This window comes from Streptosporangium sp. NPDC005286 (genome assembly GCF_040607515.1).
Taxonomy (GTDB): domain Bacteria; phylum Actinomycetota; class Actinomycetes; order Streptosporangiales; family Streptosporangiaceae; genus Streptosporangium.
Genome location: NZ_JBEXGU010000068.1, coordinates 19,687 through 44,313, shown reverse-complemented (window position 1 = coordinate 44,313; position 24,627 = coordinate 19,687). Strand labels below are relative to the sequence as shown.

Here is a 24,627-nt window from a genome sequence, read left to right as displayed (position 1 = left end):
GGCGCCGGGCGCCCGCGCGACGGTCCTGGAGGGGCACGGGGGCGTCACACCCGCAGGTAGCGGCGGAGCGTGACGAAGGAGGCCAGCACACAGATGAACACACCGATGACCATGGTGAGACTGATCACCGAGGCGACCGTCTCCCAGGAGAGCTGGCTGTTGGGAGAGAGGTAGAGCTGCACCCCGTCGAAGAGGAAGACCTTGCTGACGATCAGCATCACCGCGGACACCACACCACCGATCAGGCCGGCGATGACGCCCTCCATCACGAACGGGAGCTGGATGTAGAGGTTGGAGGCGCCCACCAGGCGCATGATGCCGGTCTCACGCCTGCGGTTGTACGCCGAGAGCCTGACGGTGTTGCCGATCAGCAGGGTGGCCGCGAAGACCAGGATGATCGCCACGATGAGGGCGGCCCAGCGGAGCTTCTCCAGCAGCCCGAAGAACTTCTCCAGGAGTTCCTTCTGGTTGACCACGTTGGAGACTCCCGGGGCGCCCTTGACCGCCTCGATCACCGGCCCGTAGGCCTCCGGGTCCTTGAGCTTGACCCGCAGCGACTCGGGCATGTCCTCGACCTGGATGGCGGAGAGCAGCACCGTGTTGTTGGCGTTCTGGTCCCGGAAGTTCTTGTAGGCCTCGGCCGCGTTCTCCACGGTGACCTGCTCGACCTGCGGCATGGCCTCGATGGTCGCCTTCAACTCGGCCTGCTCCTGGGCGTTGACACCGCCACTGCCCTTGCACTGCGGGAAGGGGTCGTTCTTCTTGCACAGGAAGACCGAGACCTCGACCTTGTCCGCCCAGAAGTCCTTCATGCTGGAGATCTGGGAGTTGATCATCAGACCGACGCCCAGCAACGCCATGCCGATCGCCACGGTCACGATGACCGCGATGGTCATCGTGAGGTTGCGGCGGAGGCCGATCCAGACCTCGGAGAAGATGAAGTTTGCCCGCATGCTCTTCCTGTCGCTCTTTCCGGTCCTGGTGTCAGTACGCCTGGCCGTACACGCCCCGCGACTGGTCACGGACGATCTTGCCGTCCTCCAGTTCCACCACCCGCTTGCGCATGGAGTCGACGATGGCCGCGTCGTGCGTGGCCATGACGACCGTGGTGCCGGTCCGGTTGATCCGGTCGAGCACCTTCATGATGCCGATGCTCGTCGCGGGGTCGATGTTTCCGGTCGGCTCGTCGGCCAGCAGGATCATCGGCCGGTTGACGAACGCCCGGGCCATCGCGACCCGCTGCTGCTCGCCACCGGACAGCTCGTCGGGCATTCGGTGTGCCTTGCCTTCAAGGCCGACGAGCTCGACGACCTCGGGGACCACCTTACGGATGAAACGCCGTGGCTTGCCGATCACCTCCAGAGCGAACGCGACATTTTCATACACGTTCTTGTTCGGGAGCAGCCGGAAGTCCTGGAAGACACAACCGATCCGGCGGCGCAGGTGCGGGATCTTGAAGTTGGACAGTCGGGCGAGGTCCTTGCCGGCCACGTGGATCGCGCCCGAGTTGGGGCGCTCCTCCTTCAGGACCAGGCGGAGAAAGGTCGATTTCCCGGACCCCGAGGGGCCAACGAGGAACACGAACTCGCCCTTGTCGACATCGACGCTGACGTGGTCCAGCGCGGGCCGGTTCTGGTTCGCGTAGACCTTGGTGACATTATCAAAATGGATCACGGGCGCATCACGGCATGCCAGTCTAGGGGGTAGGACGGTCGCAGGAGTGGCAGAGGGCCACTTCCACCTCTCGCCGGTCGGGGGGCGCCGGTCATTTACGCTTGATCGACGTTCCGGTTGGCCGGAGCCCAGTCTAGGGGGAAGACTGGCATGGAACGTCCATAACGGAAACAAAACGATTCGGCGCCCGGTAACGACCGGATAAAGTGGTTCTGACCTCGAAGAGGGAGGACGGCATGAGCTGTGAAGACCTGGTCTGCGCGGGGTGTGCTCACCCCGTGGCCGAGGGCCGCTGCCCTCGCTGCCGCGCGTACCGCGCTCAGCACCACCACGGCCTCGGCGGCATGACCCCCGCGTTCATTGCCCTGGTGCTGATCGTGCTCTTCTTCCTCACCCTGGCCCTGAGACACCTCAGCGGGACCTGACGGCGTCCCCGGGGGGGACACGGCCTCACGGACGCCCAGGCGCCCGTGAGGCGAGCACGCGGCCTACCCGCCCTCGACGCCCGCCTCCTGGCGGCGGGTCCAGCGGATCTCGGCCTCGATGAAGCCGTCCAGGTCTCCGTCGAGCACCGCGCTCGGGTTGCCCGCCTCGGCGCCCGTCCGCAGGTCCTTGACGATCTGGTACGGGTGCAGCACGTAGTTGCGGATCTGGGTGCCCCACGACGTGGTCGACTCGCCCCGGATCTCGTTCAGCGCCGCCGCCTCCTCCTGCCGCTTGCGCTCCAGCAGCTTGGACTGCAGGACCGCCATCGCGGTCGCCTTGTTCTGCAGCTGCGAGCGCTCGTTCTGGCAGGAGACCACGATGCCGGTGGGCAGGTGGGTCAGCCGGACCGCGGAGTCGGTCGTGTTGACGCCCTGGCCGCCGGGGCCCGAGGAGCGGTAGACGTCGACGCGCAGATCGTCCTCGTTGATGTCGATGTGGTCCGTCGTCTCGACGACCGGCACCACGTCGACGCCCGCGAAGGAGGTCTGCCGGCGGCCCTGGTTGTCGAACGGGCTGATGCGGACCAGGCGGTGCGTGCCGTGCTCGCCGCGGAGGGTGCCGTACGCGTACGGCGCCTTGACCGTGAAGGTCGTCGACTTGATCCCGGCCTCCTCCGCGTAGGAGGTCTCGTAGATGTCCGTCGGGTAGCCCTTGCGCTCGGCCCACCGCAGGTACATCCGCTGGAGCATCTGGGCCCAGTCGGCGGCGTCCACGCCACCGGCCTGGGACTGGATGGTGACGACCGCCTCACGGGCGTCGTACTCGCCGGACAGCAGGGTGCGGACCTCCAGCGCGCCGATGTCGCTCTTCAGGGACGCCAGCTCGCGGTCGGCCTCCTGCTGGGTGTCCTCGTCTTCCTCGGAGGCGGCCAGCTCGTACAGGACTGAGAGGTCGTCCAGCCGCCGCACCAGCGACTCGACCCTGTTGACCTCGCCCTGGAGGTAGGAGAGCTTGCTGGTGACCTTCTGTGCGCGCTCCTGGTCGTTCCACAGGTCCGGCGCGGCGGCCTGATCCTCCAGCTCCTCGATCTGCTTGCGAATCGCGCCGAGGTCGAGCACGTCCTGGATGCTGTTCAGCGTCCCGGTAAGCTCGTTGATCTGTTCTGCCGGATCGATGAGTGCCACGTCTGTAAAGGGTACGCGACCTTCGCACCCGATCGTGTACGGCACTCTCCCCCACCATGGCTAGCATGGCCCGCATCGGGGAGCATCGGGAGGTGGACGTGCGCGGACGCAGGCGAAGGGGCGTGCTCGCGCTCGCGCTGGCACTGGCCGCCGCGACCGCGGCGTGTTCCGATCCCCGTTCCGTCTCCGGTGACGCGCGGCCGGGGCGGAGCCCGTCGGGATCTCCGGCCGGTGACACGTCGGCCGCCCGCCCCACGACGGCGCCGTCGCTCCCAGCGCCTCCGGTCACGCTCGACGAGGCGGCGAAGGCCCTGGCCGGCGTCCTGGGCGCCGACGGGGTGCTGGGTGCGGCGACGCCGCACCTGGACGCCGACCGCAGGCTCATGCGGGAGCAGACCCGCGACGGGCAGGAGGCCCTCACGGTGGCGGCCTTCAACGGCTCCACCGGGGCACTCCCCTCGTACACGTGGGGCACCCCCGAGCTGCTGGTCCCGCGCGGGCAGGACGGTCCCCTCTGGTTCGCCGCGATCGTGGATCGCAGGGAGCCCTCCGGCGGGGTCCGCACCGCCGTGCTGACCCTCATGCGGTCACCCGGGGAGGATTGGCGGCTCAGCTCGACCTCGCTGCTCGATGAGGGCACCCGGCCCCCCGAGATCACCAAGGACGCCGACGGGTACGCGACGTCGCTGGGCGAGGATGACGCGACCGTGGCGATCAGCCCGCGGCTCATGGCCCCGCTGCACGCGACCTCGGCCGAGGAGGGCGAGCGGGGGTTCGCGGCCGGGCTGATCGAGAAGAGCCCGCACACGACCGGCTTCGCCGACGAGATCGCGAAGCGGCGCAGGGACGGGAAGAGCGCGTGCCTGGGCTACGACTCGATCTTCGCCGCGAGCAGCTACCCGGTGCACGCGTTGCGCACCACCGACGGCGGCGCGCTGGTCGTCTACTCGCTGATCAGGACGACGACCAGGAGCGTCAAGATCGATCCGTGCGCGTCGGACGCCCGTATCCCGCCGGACGCCAGGAAGCTGACGACCGAGAGCTTCATCCGTGAGGAACTGCGCACCGTGGAGACGCAGCTGTACGTGAGCACGGTCCCGGCCAAGGACAGCGGCCGGCCCGCCAGGGTCATCGGCTACCTGGGCGGCCTCACGAAGGTCATCGTGAGCTGACCGGTCCGCCCGGGTCCCCCGCGAGGGACCCGGGCGGGCGGCTCACGCCTCGGCGTGCGGGAGGTTGACGGTGGCCGCCAGCGTGCGGATCGCGCGCAGCGCCACCGACAGGGTCGCGAGGTCGAAGTTGTCGCTCTCCCAGATCTCCGACAGGGTCTGCTTCGCCCGCGAGACCGCGGCCGAGTTGGCCTCGGCCCAGCGCGCCAGGCGCTCCTCGGGCGACAGCCCCGGCGTGCTGTGCACCAGGACGTTGTGGGTGAGCGCCGCGTGCGCGGCGTAGAGGTCGTCGCGGAGCGCGGCCCGCGCCATGGAGTTCCAGCGGCTGTCCCTGGGCAGCGCGATGACGCGCTCGCGCAGCCTGGAGAGCTGAAGCCGGTCGGCGAGGTCGAAGTAGACCTCGGCGACGTCGTGCACCGGCCTGTCGGTGCGCGCGGCCACCTCGACCAGATCGAACGTGGAGTAGGCGGGCACCATCGCGGCGACGCGCTCGGCCAGCTCGGCGGGGGCGCCCCGGGAGACGAAACCGTCGCGCCGCTCCTCGAACGCGACCAGGTCGGCCCCGGTCAGCAGCTTGGGCAGGTGCGGCAGCAGGCCGTTCATGCTCTTGGCGAAGAAGTCGACCGTGGAGGCCAGGTCCAGCGGCGGGCGCCGGTTGCCCAGCAGCCACCTGGTGCCCCGCTCGACGAGCTTGCGGGCCTCCAGCTCCATGGCGATCTGGGCGGAGGTGTCGACCTTGTTGTCCAGCTCCTCGATCTGGCGCCAGAGGCTGGGCAGGTCAAAGACCTCGCGCGTCACCAGGTAGGCGCGGGCGATGTCGGGAGTGGACGCGCCGCTCTCCTCACCGAGGCGGAACATGAAGGTGGTCCCGCTGGAGTTGACCAGGTCGTTCACCACACCGGTGGTGATGATCTCCCTCCGGAGTGGGTGGGTGTACATGTAGGCGCGAACCTCCCCGTTGCGCAGTGCCGAAGGGAAGTAGGACACCAGCCAGGACGTCAGGTAGGGATCGTCCGGCAGGTCGGAGGCGAGGATCTCGGCGTCGGTCACCAGCTTGGTGTAGGCCAGCAGCACCGAGAACTCCGGCGCGGTGAGTCCGAGCCCGGCCTGACGGCGCTCGGCGAGCGTCTTGTCCGACGGCAGGAACTCCAGCTCCCGGTTGAGCAGGCCGGCCCGCTCCAGCTTGCGCAGCTGGCGCGAGTGGATGTGCAGCATGTCGGCCGCCTGCTCGCGGGCGGCGGCCAGAACCACGTTCTGGTCGTAGTTGTCACGCAGGACCAGCTGGGCCACCTCGCCGGTCATGTCGAGGAAGAGCTGGTTGCGCCGCTTGTCGGTGAGATCCCCCTCCCGGATCGCCCGGTCCAGGAGGATCTTGATGTTGACCTCGTGGTCGGAGGTGTCCACACCGGCGGAGTTGTCGATGAAGTCGGTGTTGATCAGCCCGCCGTTGAGCGCGAACTCTATCCGGGCGAGCTGGGTGAAGCCCAGGTTGCCGCCCTCGCCGATCACCTTGCAGCGCAGCTCGGCGGCGGTGACCCGCAGGCCGTCGTTGGCCTTGTCGCCGACGTCGGCGTTGGACTCGCTCGCCGCCCTGACGTAGGTGCCGATGCCGCCGTTCCACAGCAGGTCGACCGGGGCTCGCAGGATGGCGCTGATCAGGTCGGCCGGGGCCAGCGACATCACGTCGTCGTCGAGGCCGAGCGCGGCGCGCATCTGCGCGGAGATGGGGATCGACTTGGCCGTACGGGGCCAGACGCCGCCTCCGGTGGAGATCAGCGAGGCGTCGTAGTCGGCCCATGAGCTGCGGGGCAGCGCGAACAGCCGGGCGCGCTCGGCGTAGCTCCGGGCGACGTCCGGGTGGGGGTCGACGAAGACGTGCCGGTGGTCGAACGCCGCGACCAGCCGGATGTGCTGGGAGAGCAGCATGCCGTTACCGAACACGTCACCGGACATGTCGCCGATTCCGGCCACGGTGAAGTCGGTGTTCTGGATGTCGACACCGGTCGTGCGGAAGTGGTACTTGACCGACTCCCAGGCGCCCCGGGCGGTGATGCCCATGGCCTTGTGGTCGTAGCCGATCGAGCCGCCGGAGGCGAAGGCGTCGCCCAGCCAGAAGCCGTACTCCTTGGACACGGCGTTGGCGATGTCGGAGAACGTCGCGGTGCCCTTGTCCGCGGCGACCACCAGGTAGGTGTCGTCCTCGTCGTGCCTGACCACGTCGGCGGGCGGGATGACCTGGCCGTCGACGAGGTTGTCCGTGAGGTCGAGCAGCCCGGAGATGAACATCCGGTAGCAGGCGATGCCCTCGGCCAGGGTGTCCTCTCGCGATCCCGACTTCGGCGGATTTTTGACGACAAAGCCACCCTTGGAGCCGGTGGGAACGATGACGGTGTTTTTCACCATCTGCGCCTTCACCAGCCCGAGCACTTCGGTGCGGAAGTCCTCCATCCGGTCCGACCAGCGCAGCCCACCCCGCGCGACCTTGCCGAACCGCAGGTGAACACCCTCGACCCGGGGCGAGTAGACGAACACCTCGAACTTCGGCCGGGGCAGCGGCAGCACGCTGATCGACGGCGAGTCCAGCTTCAGGCTGACGTACGGCTTGCGCTCGCCGCCGACCCGCTGGAAGTAGTTGGTCCGGAGCGTGGCCCCGATCATCTCCAGGTAGGCCCGCAGGATCCGGTCCTCGTCCAGGGAGGCCACCTCGTCCAGGGCCGCGAGGATCTCCTCGTGCAGCGCGTCGGCCAGGTCCGCGCGGACCTCCGCCGGGCGCCGGGGGTTGAGCCTGGCCTCGAACAGGCGCACCAGCAACCGCGCGAGCCGCACGTTGCCCATCAGCACCCGCTCGATGTACTCCTGGCTGAACGTGGTGCCCGCCTGGCGCAGGTACCTGGCGTAGACGCGCAGGATCTCGGCCTGCTCCCAGGTCAGACCGGCGGTCAGGACCAGCCCGTTGAACCCGTCGCTCTCCACCCGCCCGGCCCACAGGGCGCCGAACGCGTCCTGGAAGAGCCGCTTGAACTCGTCCCTGTCCACCTCGGGCGAGGGCGTGTAGCGCAGGCCGAAGTCGTAGATCCAGGCGTCCTTGGTCGCCGGGTCGTTGTCGCGGTCGATCTCGTACGGCCGCTCGTCGACCACCTCCACGCCCATCCGCTGGAGCAGCGGCAGCACCCTCGACAGGGAGACGGGCGCGCCGAGGCGGTAGAGCTTGAAGCGACGCTCTCCCTCCGAGGCGTCGTAGGGCTCGTAGAGGTTCATCCCGATCTCGTCGGAGGAGCCGGCCAGCGCCTCCAGGCGACGCAGGTCGGCGACCGCCATCCGGGCGGGGAAGTCGGCCTTGTACCCCTCGGGGAACGCCGAGGCGTAGCGGCGGACGAGCCCGGGGGCCTCGTCCTCGGGGCTCAGCTCGGTGATCGCGGTGACCAGGTCGTCCTCCCAGGACCTGGTGGCGGCGGCCAGCCTCGCCTCCAGTTCCTCGACGTTCACCGCGTCGGCGTGCAGCGGCCTGCCGCGCTCGCCACGCACGACCACGTGCAGCCGGGCGAGGGCCGACTCGCCGATCATCGCGCTGTAGTCGAAGGAGGTGCCGCCGAGCGCCCTGAGCAGGATGTCCTGCATCTTGACGCGGATCTTGGTGGTGTAGCGGTCGCGCGGAAGGTAGATCATGCACGAGACGTAACGGCCGTAGTCGTCAGGGCGGAGAAAGACCTTGACCTGCTTGCGCTCGCGGAGCCTGAGCACGCCGAGCGCGATCGGCAGCAGCTGCTCCACCGAGGTCTGGAAGAGCTCGTCCCTGGGGAAGGTCTCCAGGATCTCGATGAGGTCCTTGCCGTCGTGGCTGTCCGCGGTCAGGCCGGCGAGCACGATCACCTCGGCCAGCTTGCGCCGGAGCACCGGGACACGCGAGATCGACTCACTGTAGGCCACATGGGTGAAGAGGCCGAGGAAGCGCCGCTCACCGACGACCTCGCCCGAGGCGTCGAAGAGCTTGACGCCCACGTAGTCGAGGTAGGCGGGCCGGTGGACCGTGGCGCGGGTGTTGGCCTTGGTGATGATCAGCATCTGCTGTTTCTCGCGGGCCTTGGCGCGCAGCTCGGGAGGGAGCGCGGCGAAGCTGCCGGAGTCGGCACGGTCGTTGCGGAGGATGCCCAGCCCGGTCCCGGGCATCGGGTGCAGCCTGTCGCCCTCCTCGCTCTCCTCCAGGCGGTATTCGCGGTAGCCCAGGAAGGTGAAGTGCCCGTCGGCCAGCCAGCGCATCAGCTCCAGGCTGTCCTCCACCCCGGCGGGGTCGAGGGGCGGCGGGTTGGCCGAGATGTCCTCGGCGGTCCGCAGGGCGAGCGCACGCATCTTGACGAAGTCCTCGACGGCGCCGCGCACGTCCTCCAGGACGCGCTGCAGTTCGGCCTCTATCGACCTGAGCACGGCGGGGTCGGCCTGCCTGTCGACCTCGAAGTGCATCCAGGACTCGGCGAGCATCTGCCCGGTGACGTCCTCCTGGCCGCGTCCGAGCAGCTTTCCGGTCATGTCCCTGCGCACCCGCATCTGCGGGTGGATGACCAGGTGGGTGCCGATGTCGTGGCGGTCGAGCTCCATCGTCACCGAGTCGACGAGGAAGGGCATGTCATCGGTGACGATCTCCACGATGGAGAACCCGGGGTCCCAGCCGTGCTCTTCCAGGCTCGGCGTGTAGGCCCGGACCAGGGCTCGGCCCTGGGGGCGCTCCCTGGCGAGCTGCCGCTGGGCGATCGCCGGGCCGTACAGATCGACCGGGTTCCGGCTCAGCAGGTCCTCCGGGGCGACATGCCGGTAGTAGAGCCGCAGAAAGGCGAGCGCCTCCTCCACGCCCACGTGGTCGCTGCCAGGTGTGTGCGCGCACGTCTCGGCGGCACTCCTCAGCAGCTCGTCCTTGGCCTCGTCGAGCGGCATGTCGCTCTCACTCCTTTGTGAGGGGTTTTGCACATTTTGATGAGGAACCATGTTGAAACTCATGATTCCCGCCAGGGAGAAAGTGATGTCTCCGCACCCGCGTTCCGGTGTGCGGCGCCCTCTTCGGGCCACCCGTTCCCGGTCACGCTCCCCGTTCGGAGACCCGGGGCGCGGAACGCCCGCCACACGGTGGCCGTCTCGTCACGGGTGGGTGGGGTTCCGGCCGGTTGCCTCGGCTCGTCATGTGAGCCGAGATCTCTCACCGTCGCCCGCGGAGAACGGAAGGTCTCCGGGCCGGAGACGACGGACTCTCCCTGGGAGATGGCGGTAGGACAATCATCCCACAGGGTCGCCTCGGCGAGGCTACGGCGCAGCCGGGCGAGTCGGGTCTCGCTCCCTGCACCTCGCCCGGCGGGCGGGGCCGTCCGGCCCGCACTCCGCCCATCGGGCTTGGCCCGTGGCACGACACCTCCAGTGGCCCTTTGCTCCGATCCTCGTTGACCGGGGCACACCACCGTTACTGATATCACCCGAAAACCGGCCAAACGTCAATGTGACGTTCGACCGTCGTCCATGGAGTTGGAGCGGTCCCGCCGGACCACATCGAGGAATCCGGGAACCTCGCTCAGTTCCCGGAGCTCGATCTGGCACTCCTCGCATGTCATGAGGTGACGTTGGAACGCCTCGTGGTCCTCTTCGTCGAGCACCCCGAGGGCGTACGCCGCCACGTCATGATGCGGGGAGGGGAACATCAGCTCGCGACACCTCTCTCCTTCAGAACCTTTCGGAGAGCCCGGATCCCGTAGTAGAGCCGGGACTTGACCGTACCCGGCGGTATCCCGAGGATTTCCGCCGCCTCGTTAATCGTACGGTCCCGTAGGTAAGTCTGCTCGATGACTTCACGGTGTTCTGGGGACAGTTCTCGCAACGCCTCGGCGACGATCATCGCCTCCAGCGCACGATCGGCTCCGTCGGGAACCGGCACAGCGTTCGCGTCGGCGGGTTCGACCTCCTGTGGTCTGGTCCCTCGCCTGCGACGACCGTCGATGACGATACGGCGGGCGACGGTGAGGAGCCAGGCCCACAACAGACCCGGCTCTCGTTGCAACCTCTCTGCGTTACGCCAGGCTCGGACGAGCGTCTCCTGGACGACGTCCTCCGCCCATTGCAGGTCGTTGCCTGTGGCCTTGCGCACATGACGGAGCAAGGGGACACCGAACTCCCGGTACAGGTCCTCTACCAGGACAACATCGGTGTCCGTGCTCTCGAACCGACTGTCGAGTTGACGACGCACGGGCACATCTTTACACCTTCGTTATCAGTCACGTCTGCAACTCCCGCAACTCCGGTCATTTCTAACTATCTACTCACTTCCCATGAACCTGCCCGGGTGATAGCGCGTACCTCCCCCCAAGTGCGCCCGCATCGGCGGGCCTCGGGGAAAGGAAACGACATGGCAGTGCGGCACATCCCGTGGCCGGTCGGAACTGTCCTCCTCCTGGCGTACCCGGTCCTCCCCGGGCCGGACGGCACGTTCGGCACCGCGCCGGGCACCGAGAAGGCCCTGGTAAAGGCCGGTATCTGAGAGCGGAACCGGGCCATGTTCAGATCACTGTTCCGCCGCTTCAAGAACGGCGAACCCCTGCTGTTCGGGGTCTTCATCGCGGTCGCCGCGGTGGCGGTCGTCCTGATCACCCCACCCGGCGGCACCGCGTCCCTGGCCACCGAGGGCTGGACCCAGACCCCGCAGGGGCCCCTGGGACCGGCCGACCGCGACCTGCTGGTCAAGGTCCGCCTGGCCGGGCTCTGGGAGATTCCCAGCGGCCAGCAGGCCCAGCAGCGGGCCGCGGGCAAGCGGGTGAAGGAGGTCGGCATGCATCTGATGACCGACCACCTCAAGCTCGACGAGGAGGTTCGCGCCCTCGCCGCCAAGCTGAACGTGCCACTGCCCAGCCAGCCCAACGCCGACCAGCAGTCCTGGATGGCGCAACTGGCGGCGGTGAACGCCGGCGCCGAGTACGACCTGCTGTTCGCCCGGCTGCTGCGGCAGGCCCACGGCAAGGTCTTCACGGTGGTCGCCGCGGTACGCGCGGGCACCCGCAACGACCTGGTCCGGCCATTCGCCCAGCGGGCGGTGGAGGTGGTCATGAAGCACATGACCCTGCTGGAGAGCACGGGGCTGGTCGACTACTCGACCCTGCCGGAGCCCCCCGCGCCCTCGCCACCGCCCGTCACAGCCGCTCTCGACACACCTGTGAGGAGAGAACACGCTTGAAACGCATGAAACGCTCGCTCATCCCCCTGTCAGCGCTGGCGCTCGCCGCCGGCACGCTCACCACCGTCACGTTCACGGCGGCGCGCACGGCCCCCGCCTACGCCGACCACTGCGATCCCGCCGAACAGGGCCAGAACCAGCGGAGCCAGCAGAACCAGGCACCCCCCACGCAGGACGCCCCGGCCGAGAATCCGCCGGCCCAGGACCAACCCGCCCAGGACCAACCCGCCCAGGACCAACCGGCACAGGACCAACCCCCGCAAGATCAGCCGGCTCAGAACCCGCCGGCGCAGGACCAGCCCGCCCAGGACCAGCCCGCCGACGCGCCCCCCGCGGCCGGAAGCCTCATCCAGGCGGCTCCCACGCCGCCACCGGCCGCCCCCGAGGAGTCCGTCGACCGGCAGACCGCCCAGAACAACATCGACTCCCGCCGCAGGCAGCCCACGCAGGCCCCAACTCAGGCGCCCACTCAGGCGCCCACCGATGCCCCGCCGGCCGACGCGCCCACGGACGCTCCCCCCGGCCAGACCCCCGCTCCCCCGCAGGACGAGCAGGAGTGCGCCGACCTCGGGCCGTTCCCCGAGGACTTCATAGACATCCGGCAGGTCCAGCGGAACTTCCAGGACGTCAGGACCCGGCGCGGCGGCTCGGGCGGCACCTTCACCTCCCGGTGCGGCAGGAACGAGAACGGCCACCGCAACCCGGACAACTTCATCGTGGCCCCGGGGGTGAGCAACGGCGCCCACCACATCCACGACTACGTCGGGAACCTGTCGACCGACGCCTTCAGCACCGACCAGTCCCTGGCCGCGGCGGGCACCACGTGCGCGCTCGGCGACCGCTCGACCTACTTCTGGCCGGTCCTGCGCGACCGCACGTCCGACGCCAACGCCACCGACCCGGACGGCAACGTCGGCACCATCCTGCGGGCCCGCCAGGTGAGCCTGCAGTTCCGCGGCAACCCGGTGGCCAGGGTGACCGCCATGCCGCGCTTCATCAGGATGATCACCGGTGACGCCAAGGCCGCCACGAACGGCGGTGCGAACGCCCTGGCCAAGTGGACCTGCACCGGGTTCACCAACCGGATCACCACCAAGTACCCGCTCTGCCCCCGAGGCAGCCTGCTCGTGCGGATCCTGGACTTCCCCAGCTGCTGGGACGGCCAGAACACGGACAGCGCCAACCACCGCACGCACGTGCTGTTCCCCGACGCGGGCGGCGCCTGCCCGTCCGGTACCAGGCCGATCCCGCAGCTGCGGATGACCCTGGTCTACTCCACCCCGCGTACGGCCTCCTTCGCGCTGGACGCCTTCCCCGAGCAGCGCCACAACCCCGTCACCGACCACGCCGACTTCGCGAACGTGATGCCCGACCGGCTCATGAGGTTCGCCGTCGACTGCATCAACCGGGGGCGTCGCTGCTGACGATGTCCCCCGGAGTCCCCCGGAGCCGCCGCTCCCCGTCTCCGCGCCTCTTCCACACCCCCGCGGAGGCCGGGGAGCGGCATCTCGCAGTACCAGAGTCCATCCCCCTCGCACGCAGACGTCGTCGAGCCGCTTCGCAGACAGGAGCAACAGGTGGGTAACAGACGGACTCCGCGACACACCCGCTCGGAGGCCGGGACAAGTCTCGACCGAAGACCCGCCAGGATCGGTCTCGGTGCCACGATCACGGTCTCCGTGGTCGGCCTGCTCATGCTCGGGCGGACCGGGCCCGGCATGGAGATGGCCGCGACCATCCGTGGGGTCTTCTCGTTCTTCGGGGGCGTGATCGCCCTCGTGTCGTTCACCGCGACCGTGGCACTCGGCCTGCTGTCGGCCGACCGGATCGTGCTGCCCGTCCCGGGCCGGATCCGCTCCCAGTTCGTGCACCGGGCCACCGCCATGATCGGTATGGGCTCCCTGGGCATCCACGTCACCATGAAGATCATCGAAAGCAGGACCTCTCCCGCCTCCGCCGTGGTCCCGCTGGCCACCGGCGGCCAGGGTCTGTACGTCGGTTTCGGCGCCATCGCCTCCGACCTGATGATCCTCGTCTTCCTCACCGGGGTCGCCCGGGCCAGGTTCGCGGAGAACAACAGGCCGTGGCTCTGGCGGCTGCTGCACGGCTCCGCCTACCTGGCGTGGCCGCTGGCGGTCCTGCACGGGCTGACCGCGGGCCGCCGTCCCGCCGAGTGGGTGACCTGGAGCTACGTGATCTGCCTGGTCGCGGTGGGCGCGGCCCTGCTGATCAGGGTGATCTCCGAGCTGCAGCCCGGGCAGATCCCGGTACGCGAGGAGGCCGCCGTGGAGGCACCCGCCGCCGCGGAGCTGACCCCGCCCACGAGCATCATCGGCCGCATCCCGCGCCAGGTGCGCGAGAACCCACCGGAGCTTCGCCGCATCGGAGGCGTTGGATGATCCCTTACCGCGTTCCCCCGGTCCGGCAGCTGGGGCCGGCCCGGCTGACCGCCGGGCTGGAGGACTGCCGCAGGATGGACCTCGCGGCCCACCGCGACATGCACGGCACGGCGCCCGGCATGTCCGGCGAGGAGCTGGCGGCGCTGGCCGACGAGGTGGACATGCGCGGGCGGGGCGGGGCCGCCTTCCCCTTCGCCCGCAAGGTCCGCGCGGTGATGGACAAGAAGCCGGAGAAGATCGTCCTGGTCAACGCGGCCGAGGGCGAGCCGGCCAGCAGCAAGGACACGATGCTGCTCACCAGAACCCCCCACCTGGTCATCGAGGGGGCGCTGCTCGCGGCGGGCGCGATCGGCGCCAAGCAGGTCGTGATCGCGACGGTCGAGGGCGGCATGGGCCAGACCTCCGTCACCGCCGCGGTCGAGGAGCGGGGCATCGGCGACCAGGTCCGGGTGGCCGGCATCGTCGAACGGTTCATCTCCGGCGAGGGCGGCGCCCTGGTCAGGTCGGTGAACGGGCAGGTCGGAGAGCCGCCGGGCCGCAAGGTCAGGGCCGTCGAGAGCGGGGTGAACGGGCTGCCCACCCTGCTGTCCAACGCCGAGACCTACGCCCAGCTCGCGGTCCTCGCGACCCTGGGCGCCGAGCGGTACGCCGACGTCGGCACGGCGCGCGAGCCCGGCACGGTGCTGCTCACCGTGGGAGGTTCGGCCAAGGCCCCGGCCGTCGTCGAGGTCGCGACCGGCACGCCGCTCTACGCCGTCCTGGACGCCTGCCAGGCCTCCACCGGCGACGGCGTGCTGGTCGGCGGCTACCACGGCGCGTGGCTCCACGCGGACGCCGCGGCCGTGGCGACCGTCTCCCGGCAGGGCATCGCCGAGGCGGGCGGCCAACTCGGCGCCGGGATCATCGTGCCGCTCGGCGGGGAGACCTGCCCGCTGGGCGAGACGGTCAGGGTGGCGAGATACCTGGCCGCCCAGTCGTCGGGGCAGTGCGGTCCGTGCCGTCTCGGCCTCCCGGGCGTCGCGCAGTCGATGGCCGAGGTCATGGGCGGCTCCGCCGCCGCCCTGGACGAACTGCGCGCCAGGGCGGCGAGCGTCAAGGGCAGGGGCGCGTGCTTCCACCCCGACGGTACGGCCAGGTTCGTGCTGTCGGCGCTGGACGCCTTCCCCGACGACATCGAGGAACACCTCCTGCACGGCACCTGCGGGCGCCCGGTGCACGGCGTGCTCCCCCTGCCTCCGCAGGAGAACGAGCCCGAGGTGAAGCTGACCGTGGACTGGACCCGCTGCCAGGGCCACGGCCTGTGCGCCCGGCTCGCCCCCGACCTCGTCCGGCTCGACGAGCACGGCTACCCGGTGTTCGGCCGCGACACCGTACCCGCCCAGTTCCGGCGGATGGCCCGCAGGGCCGTCGAGATGTGCCCCGCCCTCGCACTGCGCGTGGTGCAGGGGACCTGACCCCGTCGAGACCCGTCGCGCGAACGGTGATGTGAATGTGACCAACCAGGTGATGGATGCGGTCGTCCTATCGGGTAGTCGACACGGAACCTCGGGGAGAACGCATGCGGACCGCTCCTGACAGGCGGGCATTCCTTCGTACCGGCGGCCTGGCCGCTCTGGCACTGGGCGTTCAGGGCACACCCGCCCTGGGCGCCACCGGCGTGACCGGCCGGGATACCACGCGCGCCGCGAGCGGCCCGCGCCCCGCCGACTGGCGGGCCCTGGCCGACGGGCTGGCCGGCAAGGTCATCCGGCCTGGCGACGCCTCGTACGACAGCGCACGCCGGCTGTTCAACCCCACCTTCGACGCGGTGCGGCCCGCGGGCGTGGCCTACTGCGCCAACCCCTCCGACGTCGCCGAGTGCGTCGGCTTCGCGCGCCGGCTGAACGTGCCGCTGGCCGTGCGGTCCGGCGGGCACTCCTACGCCGGCTGGTCCACCGGGACCGGCCTGGTCCTGGACGTGTCCCGGATGAGCAAGGTGAGCCACACCGCCGGGCGGGCGAGGGTCGGGGCGGGCGCCAAGCTGATCGACGTCTACGACAGGCTCGCCGCGAGCGGGGTCAGCATCCCCGCCGGGACCTGCGCCACGGTCGGGGTGAGCGGGCTGGCCCTGGGCGGCGGCATCGGCGTGGTCTCCAGGAAGTACGGCCTGACCTGCGACGTGATGGAGTCCGTCCAGATCGTCACGGCCGATGGACAGTTGCTGACCTGCGACGCGAACCACAACGCCGACCTGTACTGGGCCTCCCGGGGCGGCGGCGGGGGCAACCTCGGCGTGGCGGTCTCCTTCGAGTTCCGGACCCACCCGGCCCGCGAGGTCACGGTGTTCTTCCTGCACTGGCCGTGGTCGAAGGCGGCCAGGGCGCTGCGCGCCTGGCAGGCGTGGGGCCCCTCGGCCCCGGACGCCCTGTGGTCGGGCATGCACCTCAGCCGCGACGGCGGGATGGACGTGCAGGTCGTCGGGCTCTACCTCGGCGGCAGGGCCGACTGCGAGCGGCTGCTCGACCGGCTGGCCGACGCGGCCGGGTCGCCCTCGTCGAGCTACGTCCGGCAGACCTCCTACCGCCAGGCCATGCTGACCATGGCGGGTTGCGGCTCGCTCTCGGTCACCCAGTGCCACCTGGGCGGGTCCCTGCCGGGGCAGACCAGGGGCGGGCGGCTGTCCAGGGACACCTTCACCGCCAAGTCGCACATGGCCTACCGCCCGCTCTCCGAGGCCGGGGCCGGGACCCTGGTCGCCCAGGTCGCCCGCCCCGGCAACCACACCGTGCTGCTGGACGCCCTCGGCGGCGCCGTCGCCCGGGTCCGCCCCGACGCCACCGCCTTCCCGCACCGGGCCGCCCTCTACAGCGTGCAGTACTACGCCCACCGCGCCGGAGCGGCCGCCTGGGCCAGGACCTCGCACGCGGCGATGCGACCCCACTTCGGCGACCACGCCTACGTCAACTACATCGACCCCGAGCTCGGCGGCTGGCGCGCGGCCTACTACGGGGCGAACGCCACCAGGCTCGCCCAGATCAAGGCCGCCCGCGACCCGGGCCGGCTGTTCCGGCTCCCCCAGGGAATCTGACCCCGGGGGCCGCTCCTTTGATCGGCGAGTCCCACCCCGAGACATCGTCCCCCGGGCCGGATACGGTGTGGCGACCGGCTCGGGAGGCACAGTGGCGGCGGCAGCGGCGCGCATCGCGTGGTCATGGTGCGCCCTGACCCTGGTGCTGACCGTGCTCGCCGTCGTCCTGGCCGTTCTCAACGGGACGAATCCGCTCACCCTGTCCCACCTGCTGTTCGTGGCGGCCTGCGCGCTGGCGGGCGGCCTCATCGGTTCGCCCCGTCCCGAGCACGGAGTGGGCCGGCTGTTGACGGCGAGCGCGTTCTGCTTCGCGCTCATGGAGTTCTGCGGGCAGTACGCGATCCTCGGCCTCGTCACCCGTCCCGGGCTGCCACTGGCCGAAGCCCTGGCCTGGCCGCAGACCTGGCTCTGGGTGCCGGCGAACCTGTCGGCCTGCCTGATCCCGCTGTTCTTCCCCGATGGGCGGCTGTCCTCGGCGGGAGCCCGCCGGCTGGTGATCGGCGTCACCGCCGCGGGAGCGGTGACCATGGTGGCCGGCGCGTTCCGGCCCGGTGAGAACAGCCAGGTCGCCGAGGGCAGCGGCGTGGTCAACCCGCTCGGAGTGGCCGGTCTCGCGGACGTGGCACCGGTGGTGGAGACGGCGATGACCGCCCTGTTCGCCGTGGTGTTCTTCGCGGGCGCGCTGGACCTGGGCGTGCGGGCTCTTCGGAGCGGCGGCCGGGAGCGCCGCCAGGTCGCCTGGCTGGTCTACGCGGTCGGCATCGAGGCGGTGGTCGTCGCGGCCAGGCTGGCGGCCGGGCTGACCGACGACGTCCCCGGCTCCATCTGGCCCATGACCAACACCCCGTGGGAGCTGGTCGGCGGAGTCGGCGTGACCCTCCTGCCGGTCGCCATCTGCGTCGCGATCCTGCGCCACCGGCTCTTCGACATCGACCTGGTGATCAACCGGACGCTGGTCTACGCGCTGCTGTCGGGGTGCGTGACCGGCGGGTACGTGGTCGTGGTCGGCTACCTCGGCGCGCTCTTCCCCACCGGGGACCTGCCGATCTCGATCCTGGCCGCCGGGCTCGTGGCCCTCGCCTTCGCGCCGCTGCGGGAACGGCTGCGGGGCTGGGTCAACCTGCTGATGTACGGGGAGCGTGACGATCCGTACGCGGCGCTCACCCGCCTGGGCCGCAGGCTGGAGAGCACCGCCGAACCGGGCACCGTGCTGCCGGGGGTCGCCCGGTCGGTCGCCGAGGCACTGCGCCTGCCGTACGCGGCGGTCGAGACGGCCGACGGCGCGCGGTACGCGTCCGGCACGCCCGCAGGGGAGCTCGTACGGCTGCCACTGACGCACAACGGCGAGCGGGCCGGCGACCTCATCCTGTCGCCCAGGCCGGGAGAGAGCGGGTTCGGCCCCCGCGACCTGCGCGTCCTCGGCGACCTGGCCAGGCAGATCTCGGTGGCCGTGCACGCCGTACGGCTCTCCGCCGACCTGCGGCGCTCGCGGGAGCGGCTGGTGATGGCCCGCGAGGAGGAGCGGCGCAGGCTGAGGCGCGACCTGCACGACGGGCTCGGGCCCACGCTGGCCGCGCTGACCATGCGTGCCGAGGCCGTGCACGACCTGGTCGAGGACGAGCACGCGCGGCGGCTGCTGGCCGAGATCGTCTCCGACGCCGAGGCCGCGGTGGCCGACGTGCGGACCCTGGTGGACGGCCTGCGCCCACCCGCGCTGGACTCCCTGGGGCTGCTCGGCGCGCTCCGCGCCCATACGATCCGGCAACCGGCCGGCCTGCGGGTGGCCCTGCGCGCCCCGGACGGCCTGCCGCCGCTGCCGGCCGCCACCGAGGTCGCCGCCTACCGGATCGCGTCCGAGGCGCTGGCCAACGTGCGCAGGCACGCCGGAGCGACCCGCGCGGAGCTGCGGATCGAGGTGGCGGACGGCACGCTGAGGCTGGAGGTCTCCGACGACGGCCGGGGGATGCGCCGGGAGGCGCCCGTCCCCGACGGCCCCGGAGGGCCGGGCCGCGCGGGGGTCGGGCTGGCGTCGATGCGGGAGCGCGCTGTGGAGTTGGGCGGATCGTGCGTGTTCGAGGAGCATCCGGGAGGCGGGACCCTTGTCAGGGTCGTGCTGCCGGCGGCCGAGGAAGGAGGCGGTGGTGATCCGGATCCTGCTGGTTGACGACCATCCGGGTTTTCGCGCGGGGCTGCGGACCCTGCTGTCGACGACCGAGGGCATCGAAATCGCCGACGAGGCGGCCAGCGGCGAGCAGGCGCTGGCCCTGGTCGGGCGGGCGCAGCCCGACGTGGTCCTGATGGACCTGGCGATGCCGGGGATGGGCGGGGTCGCGGCCACCGAGCGGCTCACCCACGACCACCCGCACATCCGGGTGGTCGTGCTCAGCATGTCGGACGACGACGACTCGGTGTTCGCGGCCATGCGAGCCGGCGCCAGGGGCTACGTTCTCAAGGGCGCGAGGAAGGCGGAGATCGTCCGGTCCGTGCAGGCGGTGGCCGAGGGCGAGGCCATCTTCGGCCCGGCCATCGCCACCCGGCTGGTGAGCTACTTCGGCGAGCAGGGGCGCGAGCACGGGCGGGAGGAGGCGCTGCCCGAGCTGACCAGACGGGAGCGGGAGATCCTCGGCCTGGTCGCCGAGCATCTGACGAACCCGCAGATCGCCGCCAGGCTCGGGCTGAGCCAGAAGACCGTGCGCAATCACGTGTCGGCCGTCTTCACCAAGCTCCAGGTGGCGGACCGGGCACAGGCGATCATGCGCGCGCGGGAAGCGGGGTTGTGACCTGCCCGCTGACCTCCCCACTCCACTCGGCGTCCGGCATCCGCAGCACGCGCAGCGCGATCCAGCCGTACGCGGCCAGGTGGAACAGGGCGCCCGTCGCCTGCACGGCCGGTGCCTGGTCGACGGCCAGGAAGGGGACCAGCGTTCCCGCGAACGCGGTGACCGGCACCCACCAGGGGGCGACCCTGACCGCGGCCAGCGCGATGAGCAGGGTGAACAGCCCGACGTGGGCGAGGAAGGCGGGCAGCAGCATGCCGTACAGGAATCCCCACAGCTCGCCGGCCCGGGCCGTGACCGCCTCCGCCTGCGCGTCGGGCAGCATCTGAGCCAGGGCCAGGTCGTAGAAGTCGGTGGTGAAGAGCGTCAGCGCGTGCCCGCAGCCGATCAGGCCGAGCACGGCCCCCACGTTGCTCGTTCTCGGGGCGCGCCTGCGCAGCAGGTGGGCCAGGGCGAAGGTCACCGGGATGAGGGCGAGCGCGGCCCACAGGTAGAGAAGCGCGCTGACCTGCACTGTCGTCGCGCTCTCCCGGAAGACCGCGGGGGCGTGACTTCTTCCCGGCGGCGCGGTGAGGAAGGCGAGGAACTCCAGCAGCGGCCAGGCGAGCAGGGCGATGCCGGCGACGATCCGGCGGAATGAATCAGGATTTTTCATCACCTGGACAGCGAACCCGGACCCCGTCCCAGGCCGCCTGGGCCGATGCCCCCGACTCCCGGGAGAAATGTCCCCGGAAGCCCGGGACCACCCCGCCACGTCCCACGGGGCGCATCTCGGCGGCCTCCATGGTTCGGGCGGTGCCTGGGAAGGCCGGTCCTCGGGCCCGTGCCCGAGGAAACCGCGCCCAAGGAAACCGTGCCCGGTGACGTGGCGGGGCGGGGCGGTCAGCGCCGCGCGGTGTCGGCCTCCGGGACGAAGTGGGAGAGGACCTCGGGGTTGGCCATGGCGTCGAGATTGGCGGCCTTCTCCGGGGGGACACCGAGGAGGATCTTGCGGATCGGGACCTCCAGCTTCTTGCCACTGAGGGTGCGGGGGATGCCGGGGACCTCGATGATCTCGTTCGGCACATGGCGCGGGGAGAGCCTCTCCCTGAGCTCCCGGCGCAGGCGCATGACCAGGTCGTCCCGGAGCGTCTCCCCCTCGACCATGGTGACGTACAGCAGCAGGCGGCCCTCCTGCCCGAGCTGGCCGGTGTCGATCACCAGACTGTCGGCGATCTCCTCGAAACCTTCCACCACGCGGTAGAACTCGCTGGTGCCCATCCGCACCCCGCCCCGGTTCAGTGTCGAGTCGGAGCGGCCGTAGATCACCGAGCCACCGTCAGGAAGGATCTTGATCCAGTCACCGTGCCGCCAGACCCCGGGGTACTCGGAGAAGTAACTGTCGCGGTAGCGCGACCCGTCCGGGTCGTTCCAGAACATCACCGGCATCGACGGCATCGGCAGGGTCACCACCAGCTCGCCGACCTCGCCGATCACCGACCTGCCCGACGGATCGAAGGACTCCACCTTCGCTCCCAGGCAGCGGCAGGGGATCACACCCGCCCGGACCGGGAGCAGCGGGACCGCGCCGACGAAACCGGTGCACACGTCGGTGCCCCCGGAGAACGAACCGAGCTGCACGTCCGGCAGCGCGTCGTGCACCCAGCCGAACCCCTCGGGCGGCAGCGGCGAGCCGGTGGAACCGAGCCCCCGCAGCCGGTCGAGGCCCGACGGCCTGAGGCCGGCCTTCATGGACGCGATCACGTACGGAGCGCCCGTACCGAAGTAGGTGACCCCCTCCTCGGCGGCCAGCCGCCAGAGCGCGTCGGTCTGGGGGTAGGTCGCCGCCCCGTCGTAGAGCACCACGGTCGAGCCGACCAGCAGTCCGCCGACGAGGTAGTTCCACATCATCCAGCCGGTGGTGGTGTACCAGAAGAAGACGTCGTCCTCACCCAGGTCCTGGTGGAAGGAGATCGCCTTGAGGTGTTCGAGCACCACACCGCCGTGGCCGTGCACGATCGGCTTGGGCAGCCCGGTGGTACCCGAGGAGTAGACGATCCAGAGCGGGTGCCCGAACGGCACCGGCTCGAAGTCGAGCGGCCCCGCGACGGAGCGCAGCTCCGCCCAGCTCACCGTACGGGCCCCGGCCCCGGGCCCCGGAGCGTCCGCCGCGCCGGAGCCGCCGGGGATGTCCGCGCCCGGCGTACTCCGCGCGCCCCGCACGTCCTCGGCCGAGATCCGGACCCGCGCCACCAGCGTCGGCAGCCTGGCCGCGATGTCGTCGACGACCGCGCTTCGGTCGAAGCTTCTGCCGTTGTAGTCGTAGCCGTCGACCGCGACGAGCACCTTCGGCTCGATCTGGGTGAAACGGTCGATCACGCTGGACGCCCCGAAGTCGGGCGAGCAGGAGGACCAGACGGCTCCCAGGGAGGCGGTCGCCAGGAAGGCGATCAGCGCCTCGGGGACGTTCGGCACGTAGGCCGCGACCCGGTCGCCCCGTCCGACACCCAGCGCCGCCAGGCCCGCGCGGATCCGTGCCACCTCCTCGGCCAGCTCGCCCCTGGTGAACGTCCGCCGCCCGCCCGCCTCGTCGCGGGCGACCAGCGCGAGCCGCCCGGGGTCGGAGGCGGCCCAGCGCAGCGCGTTGGCCGCGTAGTTCACCGTCGACCCGGCGAACCATTCCGTGCCGGGCATCTCCCCCGACAGGACCGGCCCGTCACCGCGCTCCCCCACGACCCCGAAGTAGTCCCAGATCGACGTCCAGAACTCGGCCGGGGCGTCCACCGACCACTGCCACAGGGACTCGTAGTCACCGGCCCGGCCCAGCCACTCCGCATAACGGGTGACCTTCGCGTTCCTCACAACCTCCGGGGAGGGCTCCCAGAGCAGCGCACCTTCCTCAACCATGGCCCTATCCTCTCGGCGCCCCAACCGAATGTCATCCCCAGGGTTCACATATCGCCCCGGCACACCGTGTGGACCGACCACACACACCCTCGCCACCACCCCCGGAAAACACGTCACCACCAGCACCGATATCCATTCGGCTATCGATCTCATCCTGTCCCAAATATTGGACATAAGGGACAACTCTCTGGTCTCCTCTGTCCCCGACGACGAAGGGCGACCACTGCCATGAGGCTGAGACACCTGGCCACCGCGACCGCGCTGGTGCTGGCGGCCGCGAGCGCGGGCACTGTATGGGCACTGCACACCGAGGGCTCGCCCGAGGAGACCGCGGAGATGTTCCTGACCGCGTGGAGCCGGCAGGACTACCCGGCGATGCGTGCGCTGACCGTCAAGCCGCCGGACGACTTCGAGCGCTGGTACCGGCGTTTCCGTACCGACCTGAAGCTGACGGGGGCCGCCTTCAGCGTCCTGGGAGACGCTCGGGACGGCGAGCCCGCCACCGTCGGGTTCCGCGCGACGCTGGAGGGGCCCGTGAACTGGGCCTACGAGGGGTCACTGAGACTGGTCGAGCACGAGCGCGCCTGGCGGGTGGAGTGGAGCCCGGCCGCCGTCCACCCCAGGCTCGGAACGGGCCTGCGGATCAAGACCATGCTGGTCAAGGCCGAGCGGGCGCCGATCCTCGCCGCCGACGGCACCCGGATCGACACCCCCGCCACGCCGGGCTCGGTGCAGCAACTCGTCGAGGGACTCACCCAGACGTACGCTTCCCGCCTCACCGGCACCTCGTCCGCGCGGATCGACCTGGTGAAGGGCACCGAGAAGGTCGCCACGCTCGCCACCGCCGCCGCCAAGGCCGGCCGGGAACTGCGCACCACCGTCGACCTGGACGTCCACCGCGCCGCCGCCTCGGCACTGGAGGCGGTGAACAGGCCCGCCTCGCTGGTCGCGCTCCGGCCCTCGACCGGCGAGATCCTCGCCGTGGTCAACAAGCCCGGCGGGTTCAACCGGGCGCTGCTGGGCCACTACCCGCCGGGCTCGACCTTCAAAGTGATCACCACCTCGGCCCTGGTCGCCGACGGCATGACCGCGGACGAGCAGGTGAGCTGCCCGGCCGAGCAGAACATCGGCGGCTTCGCCTTCCACAACGCCGGGTTCAAGGACTACGGCACGCTCCCGTTGCGCACGGCGTTCGCGCACTCGTGCAACACCACGTTCGGCGCGCTCACCGTGGACCGGCTCGGCGGGCAGCGGCTCGCCACCGTCGCCGGGAGCTTCGGGTTCGGCGCCCCCGTCCGGCCCGGCGTGCCCGCGGTACGGGCCGAGTTCCCCGCGCCCAAGGACGACACCGACCTCGCATCGACCTCGATCGGCCAGGGCCGGGTGCTGGCGAGCCCGCTCAACATGGCCACGGTCGCCGCGGCGATCGCCGACGGCTCCTGGCGCCCACCCCGCCTGGTGGCGGCCTCCCTGCTGCCCGAGGCCGAGCCGCGGAAGCTGGAACCCGAGATCCTGCGGGCACTGCGCACGCTGATGCCCGCGGTGGTGGTGGAGGGCACCGCGAGCGCGGTCCCCTTCCCCTCCGGCACGGCGGGCAAGACCGGGACCGCGGAGTTCGGCTCGGGCAAGGAACCGCCGTCGCACGCCTGGTTCATCGGCTACCGGGGAGACCTGGCGTTCTCCATCGTGGTGGAGGGCGGCGGCGCCGGCTCCACGGTGGCCGCCCCCATCGCGAGCCGCTTCCTGACCGGCCTCCCGCAGCGGTGACCTTCACCCGCGGGCCGCTCCCGCCCTCCGGCACGCGAAGGTAGTTGATCACCGTTTGGCGTCATCCGTGCCCGGCG

General features: G+C 70.7%; 19 protein-coding genes. 11 read left to right on the top strand and 8 right to left on the bottom strand.

Features of this window, described 5'->3' with window-relative positions:
• Positions 1-44: 44 nt before the first annotated feature.
• Positions 45-953, bottom strand: a complete 909-nt coding sequence (ftsX, locus tag ABZU75_RS24140; RefSeq protein ID WP_350920942.1) for a permease-like cell division protein FtsX — start codon at positions 951-953, stop codon at positions 45-47.
• Between the two features lie 31 nt (positions 954-984).
• Positions 985-1,674 (bottom strand): cell division ATP-binding protein FtsE, encoded by a 690-nt coding sequence (ftsE, locus tag ABZU75_RS24135; RefSeq protein WP_012888192.1) that lies wholly within the window; start codon positions 1,672-1,674, stop codon positions 985-987.
• A 236-nt stretch (positions 1,675-1,910) separates the two neighbouring features.
• Between ftsE and ABZU75_RS24130 the strand changes: the two genes are divergently transcribed.
• Positions 1,911-2,099 carry a hypothetical protein gene (locus ABZU75_RS24130; protein WP_350920940.1) on the top strand — a complete coding sequence of 63 codons (189 nt, stop codon included), beginning with the start codon at positions 1,911-1,913 and terminating at the stop codon, positions 2,097-2,099.
• Between the two features lie 63 nt (positions 2,100-2,162).
• On the opposite strand, the gene prfB is transcribed toward ABZU75_RS24130, so the two are convergent.
• On the bottom strand, positions 2,163-3,284 hold the full coding sequence (gene prfB, locus ABZU75_RS24125; RefSeq protein ID WP_355558217.1) for a peptide chain release factor 2: 1,122 nt from the start codon (positions 3,282-3,284) through the stop codon (positions 2,163-2,165).
• A gap of 65 nt (positions 3,285-3,349) precedes the next feature.
• Between prfB and ABZU75_RS24120 the strand changes: the two genes are divergently transcribed.
• Positions 3,350-4,456 (top strand): hypothetical protein, encoded by a 1,107-nt coding sequence (locus ABZU75_RS24120; protein WP_355558214.1) that lies wholly within the window; start codon positions 3,350-3,352, stop codon positions 4,454-4,456.
• A 42-nt stretch (positions 4,457-4,498) separates the two neighbouring features.
• Here ABZU75_RS24120 and ABZU75_RS24115 read toward each other — a convergent pair whose 3' ends face one another.
• The 3 genes from ABZU75_RS24115 to ABZU75_RS24105 form a co-directional block, all read right to left on the bottom strand.
• Complete coding sequence (locus ABZU75_RS24115) at positions 4,499-9,379, bottom strand: NAD-glutamate dehydrogenase (protein WP_355558211.1); 4,881 nt, start codon at positions 9,377-9,379, stop codon at positions 4,499-4,501.
• Positions 9,380-9,927: 548 nt separating this feature from the next.
• Positions 9,928-10,131 carry a zf-HC2 domain-containing protein gene (locus ABZU75_RS24110; RefSeq protein WP_350920930.1) on the bottom strand — a complete coding sequence of 68 codons (204 nt, stop codon included), beginning with the start codon at positions 10,129-10,131 and terminating at the stop codon, positions 9,928-9,930.
• Positions 10,131-10,673 (bottom strand): sigma-70 family RNA polymerase sigma factor, encoded by a 543-nt coding sequence (locus ABZU75_RS24105; protein ID WP_350921124.1) that lies wholly within the window; start codon positions 10,671-10,673, stop codon positions 10,131-10,133. The genes ABZU75_RS24110 and ABZU75_RS24105 overlap by 1 nt, the downstream gene beginning before the upstream one ends.
• A 159-nt stretch (positions 10,674-10,832) precedes the next feature.
• Here ABZU75_RS24105 and ABZU75_RS24100 point away from each other — a divergent pair, with 159 nt between their 5' ends.
• The 8 genes from ABZU75_RS24100 to ABZU75_RS24065 all read left to right on the top strand — a co-directional run bounded on the left by ABZU75_RS24100 (position 10,833) and on the right by ABZU75_RS24065 (position 19,900).
• Positions 10,833-10,964, top strand: coding sequence for a hypothetical protein (locus ABZU75_RS24100; RefSeq protein ID WP_355558208.1), 132 nt, complete (start codon positions 10,833-10,835; stop codon positions 10,962-10,964).
• A 15-nt stretch (positions 10,965-10,979) separates the two neighbouring features.
• Positions 10,980-11,654: a DUF4142 domain-containing protein gene (locus ABZU75_RS24095; protein ID WP_355558206.1), complete on the top strand. Its 675-nt coding sequence runs from the start codon at positions 10,980-10,982 to the stop codon at positions 11,652-11,654.
• Between the two features lie 5 nt (positions 11,655-11,659).
• Entirely contained in the window at positions 11,660-13,078 is a 1,419-nt protein-coding gene (locus ABZU75_RS24090) for a DUF1996 domain-containing protein (protein WP_355558203.1), read from the top strand.
• Positions 13,079-13,231: 153 nt separating this feature from the next.
• Positions 13,232-14,053, top strand: a complete 822-nt coding sequence (locus ABZU75_RS24085) for a hypothetical protein (RefSeq protein WP_355558200.1) — start codon at positions 13,232-13,234, stop codon at positions 14,051-14,053.
• Entirely contained in the window at positions 14,050-15,507 is a 1,458-nt protein-coding gene (locus ABZU75_RS24080; RefSeq protein ID WP_355558197.1) for an NADH-ubiquinone oxidoreductase-F iron-sulfur binding region domain-containing protein, read from the top strand. The genes ABZU75_RS24085 and ABZU75_RS24080 overlap by 4 nt, the downstream gene beginning before the upstream one ends.
• A gap of 104 nt (positions 15,508-15,611) precedes the next feature.
• On the top strand, positions 15,612-17,120 hold the full coding sequence (locus tag ABZU75_RS24075; protein ID WP_355558194.1) for an FAD-binding oxidoreductase: 1,509 nt from the start codon (positions 15,612-15,614) through the stop codon (positions 17,118-17,120).
• A 91-nt stretch (positions 17,121-17,211) separates the two neighbouring features.
• The gene (locus ABZU75_RS24070; protein ID WP_355558191.1) at positions 17,212-19,284 is read left to right on the top strand and encodes an ATP-binding protein; all 2,073 of its coding nucleotides are present in this window, start codon (positions 17,212-17,214) and stop codon (positions 19,282-19,284) included.
• On the top strand, positions 19,262-19,900 hold the full coding sequence (locus ABZU75_RS24065) for a response regulator transcription factor (protein WP_355558188.1): 639 nt from the start codon (positions 19,262-19,264) through the stop codon (positions 19,898-19,900). Before ABZU75_RS24070 ends, ABZU75_RS24065 begins: the two co-directional genes overlap by 23 nt.
• Here the strand turns inward: ABZU75_RS24065 and ABZU75_RS24060 are convergent.
• Both ABZU75_RS24060 and ABZU75_RS24055 read right to left on the bottom strand, forming a co-directional pair.
• Positions 19,872-20,552 (bottom strand): hypothetical protein, encoded by a 681-nt coding sequence (locus ABZU75_RS24060; protein WP_355558185.1) that lies wholly within the window; start codon positions 20,550-20,552, stop codon positions 19,872-19,874. The two genes, ABZU75_RS24065 and ABZU75_RS24060, sit on opposite strands and share 29 nt — an antisense overlap.
• Before the next feature lie 227 nt (positions 20,553-20,779).
• Positions 20,780-22,783: an acetoacetate--CoA ligase gene (locus tag ABZU75_RS24055; RefSeq protein WP_355558182.1), complete on the bottom strand. Its 2,004-nt coding sequence runs from the start codon at positions 22,781-22,783 to the stop codon at positions 20,780-20,782.
• A 228-nt stretch (positions 22,784-23,011) separates the two neighbouring features.
• Between ABZU75_RS24055 and ABZU75_RS24050 the strand changes: the two genes are divergently transcribed.
• Positions 23,012-24,550, top strand: a complete 1,539-nt coding sequence (locus ABZU75_RS24050; RefSeq protein ID WP_355558178.1) for a penicillin-binding transpeptidase domain-containing protein — start codon at positions 23,012-23,014, stop codon at positions 24,548-24,550.
• Positions 24,551-24,627: the final 77 nt, after the last annotated feature.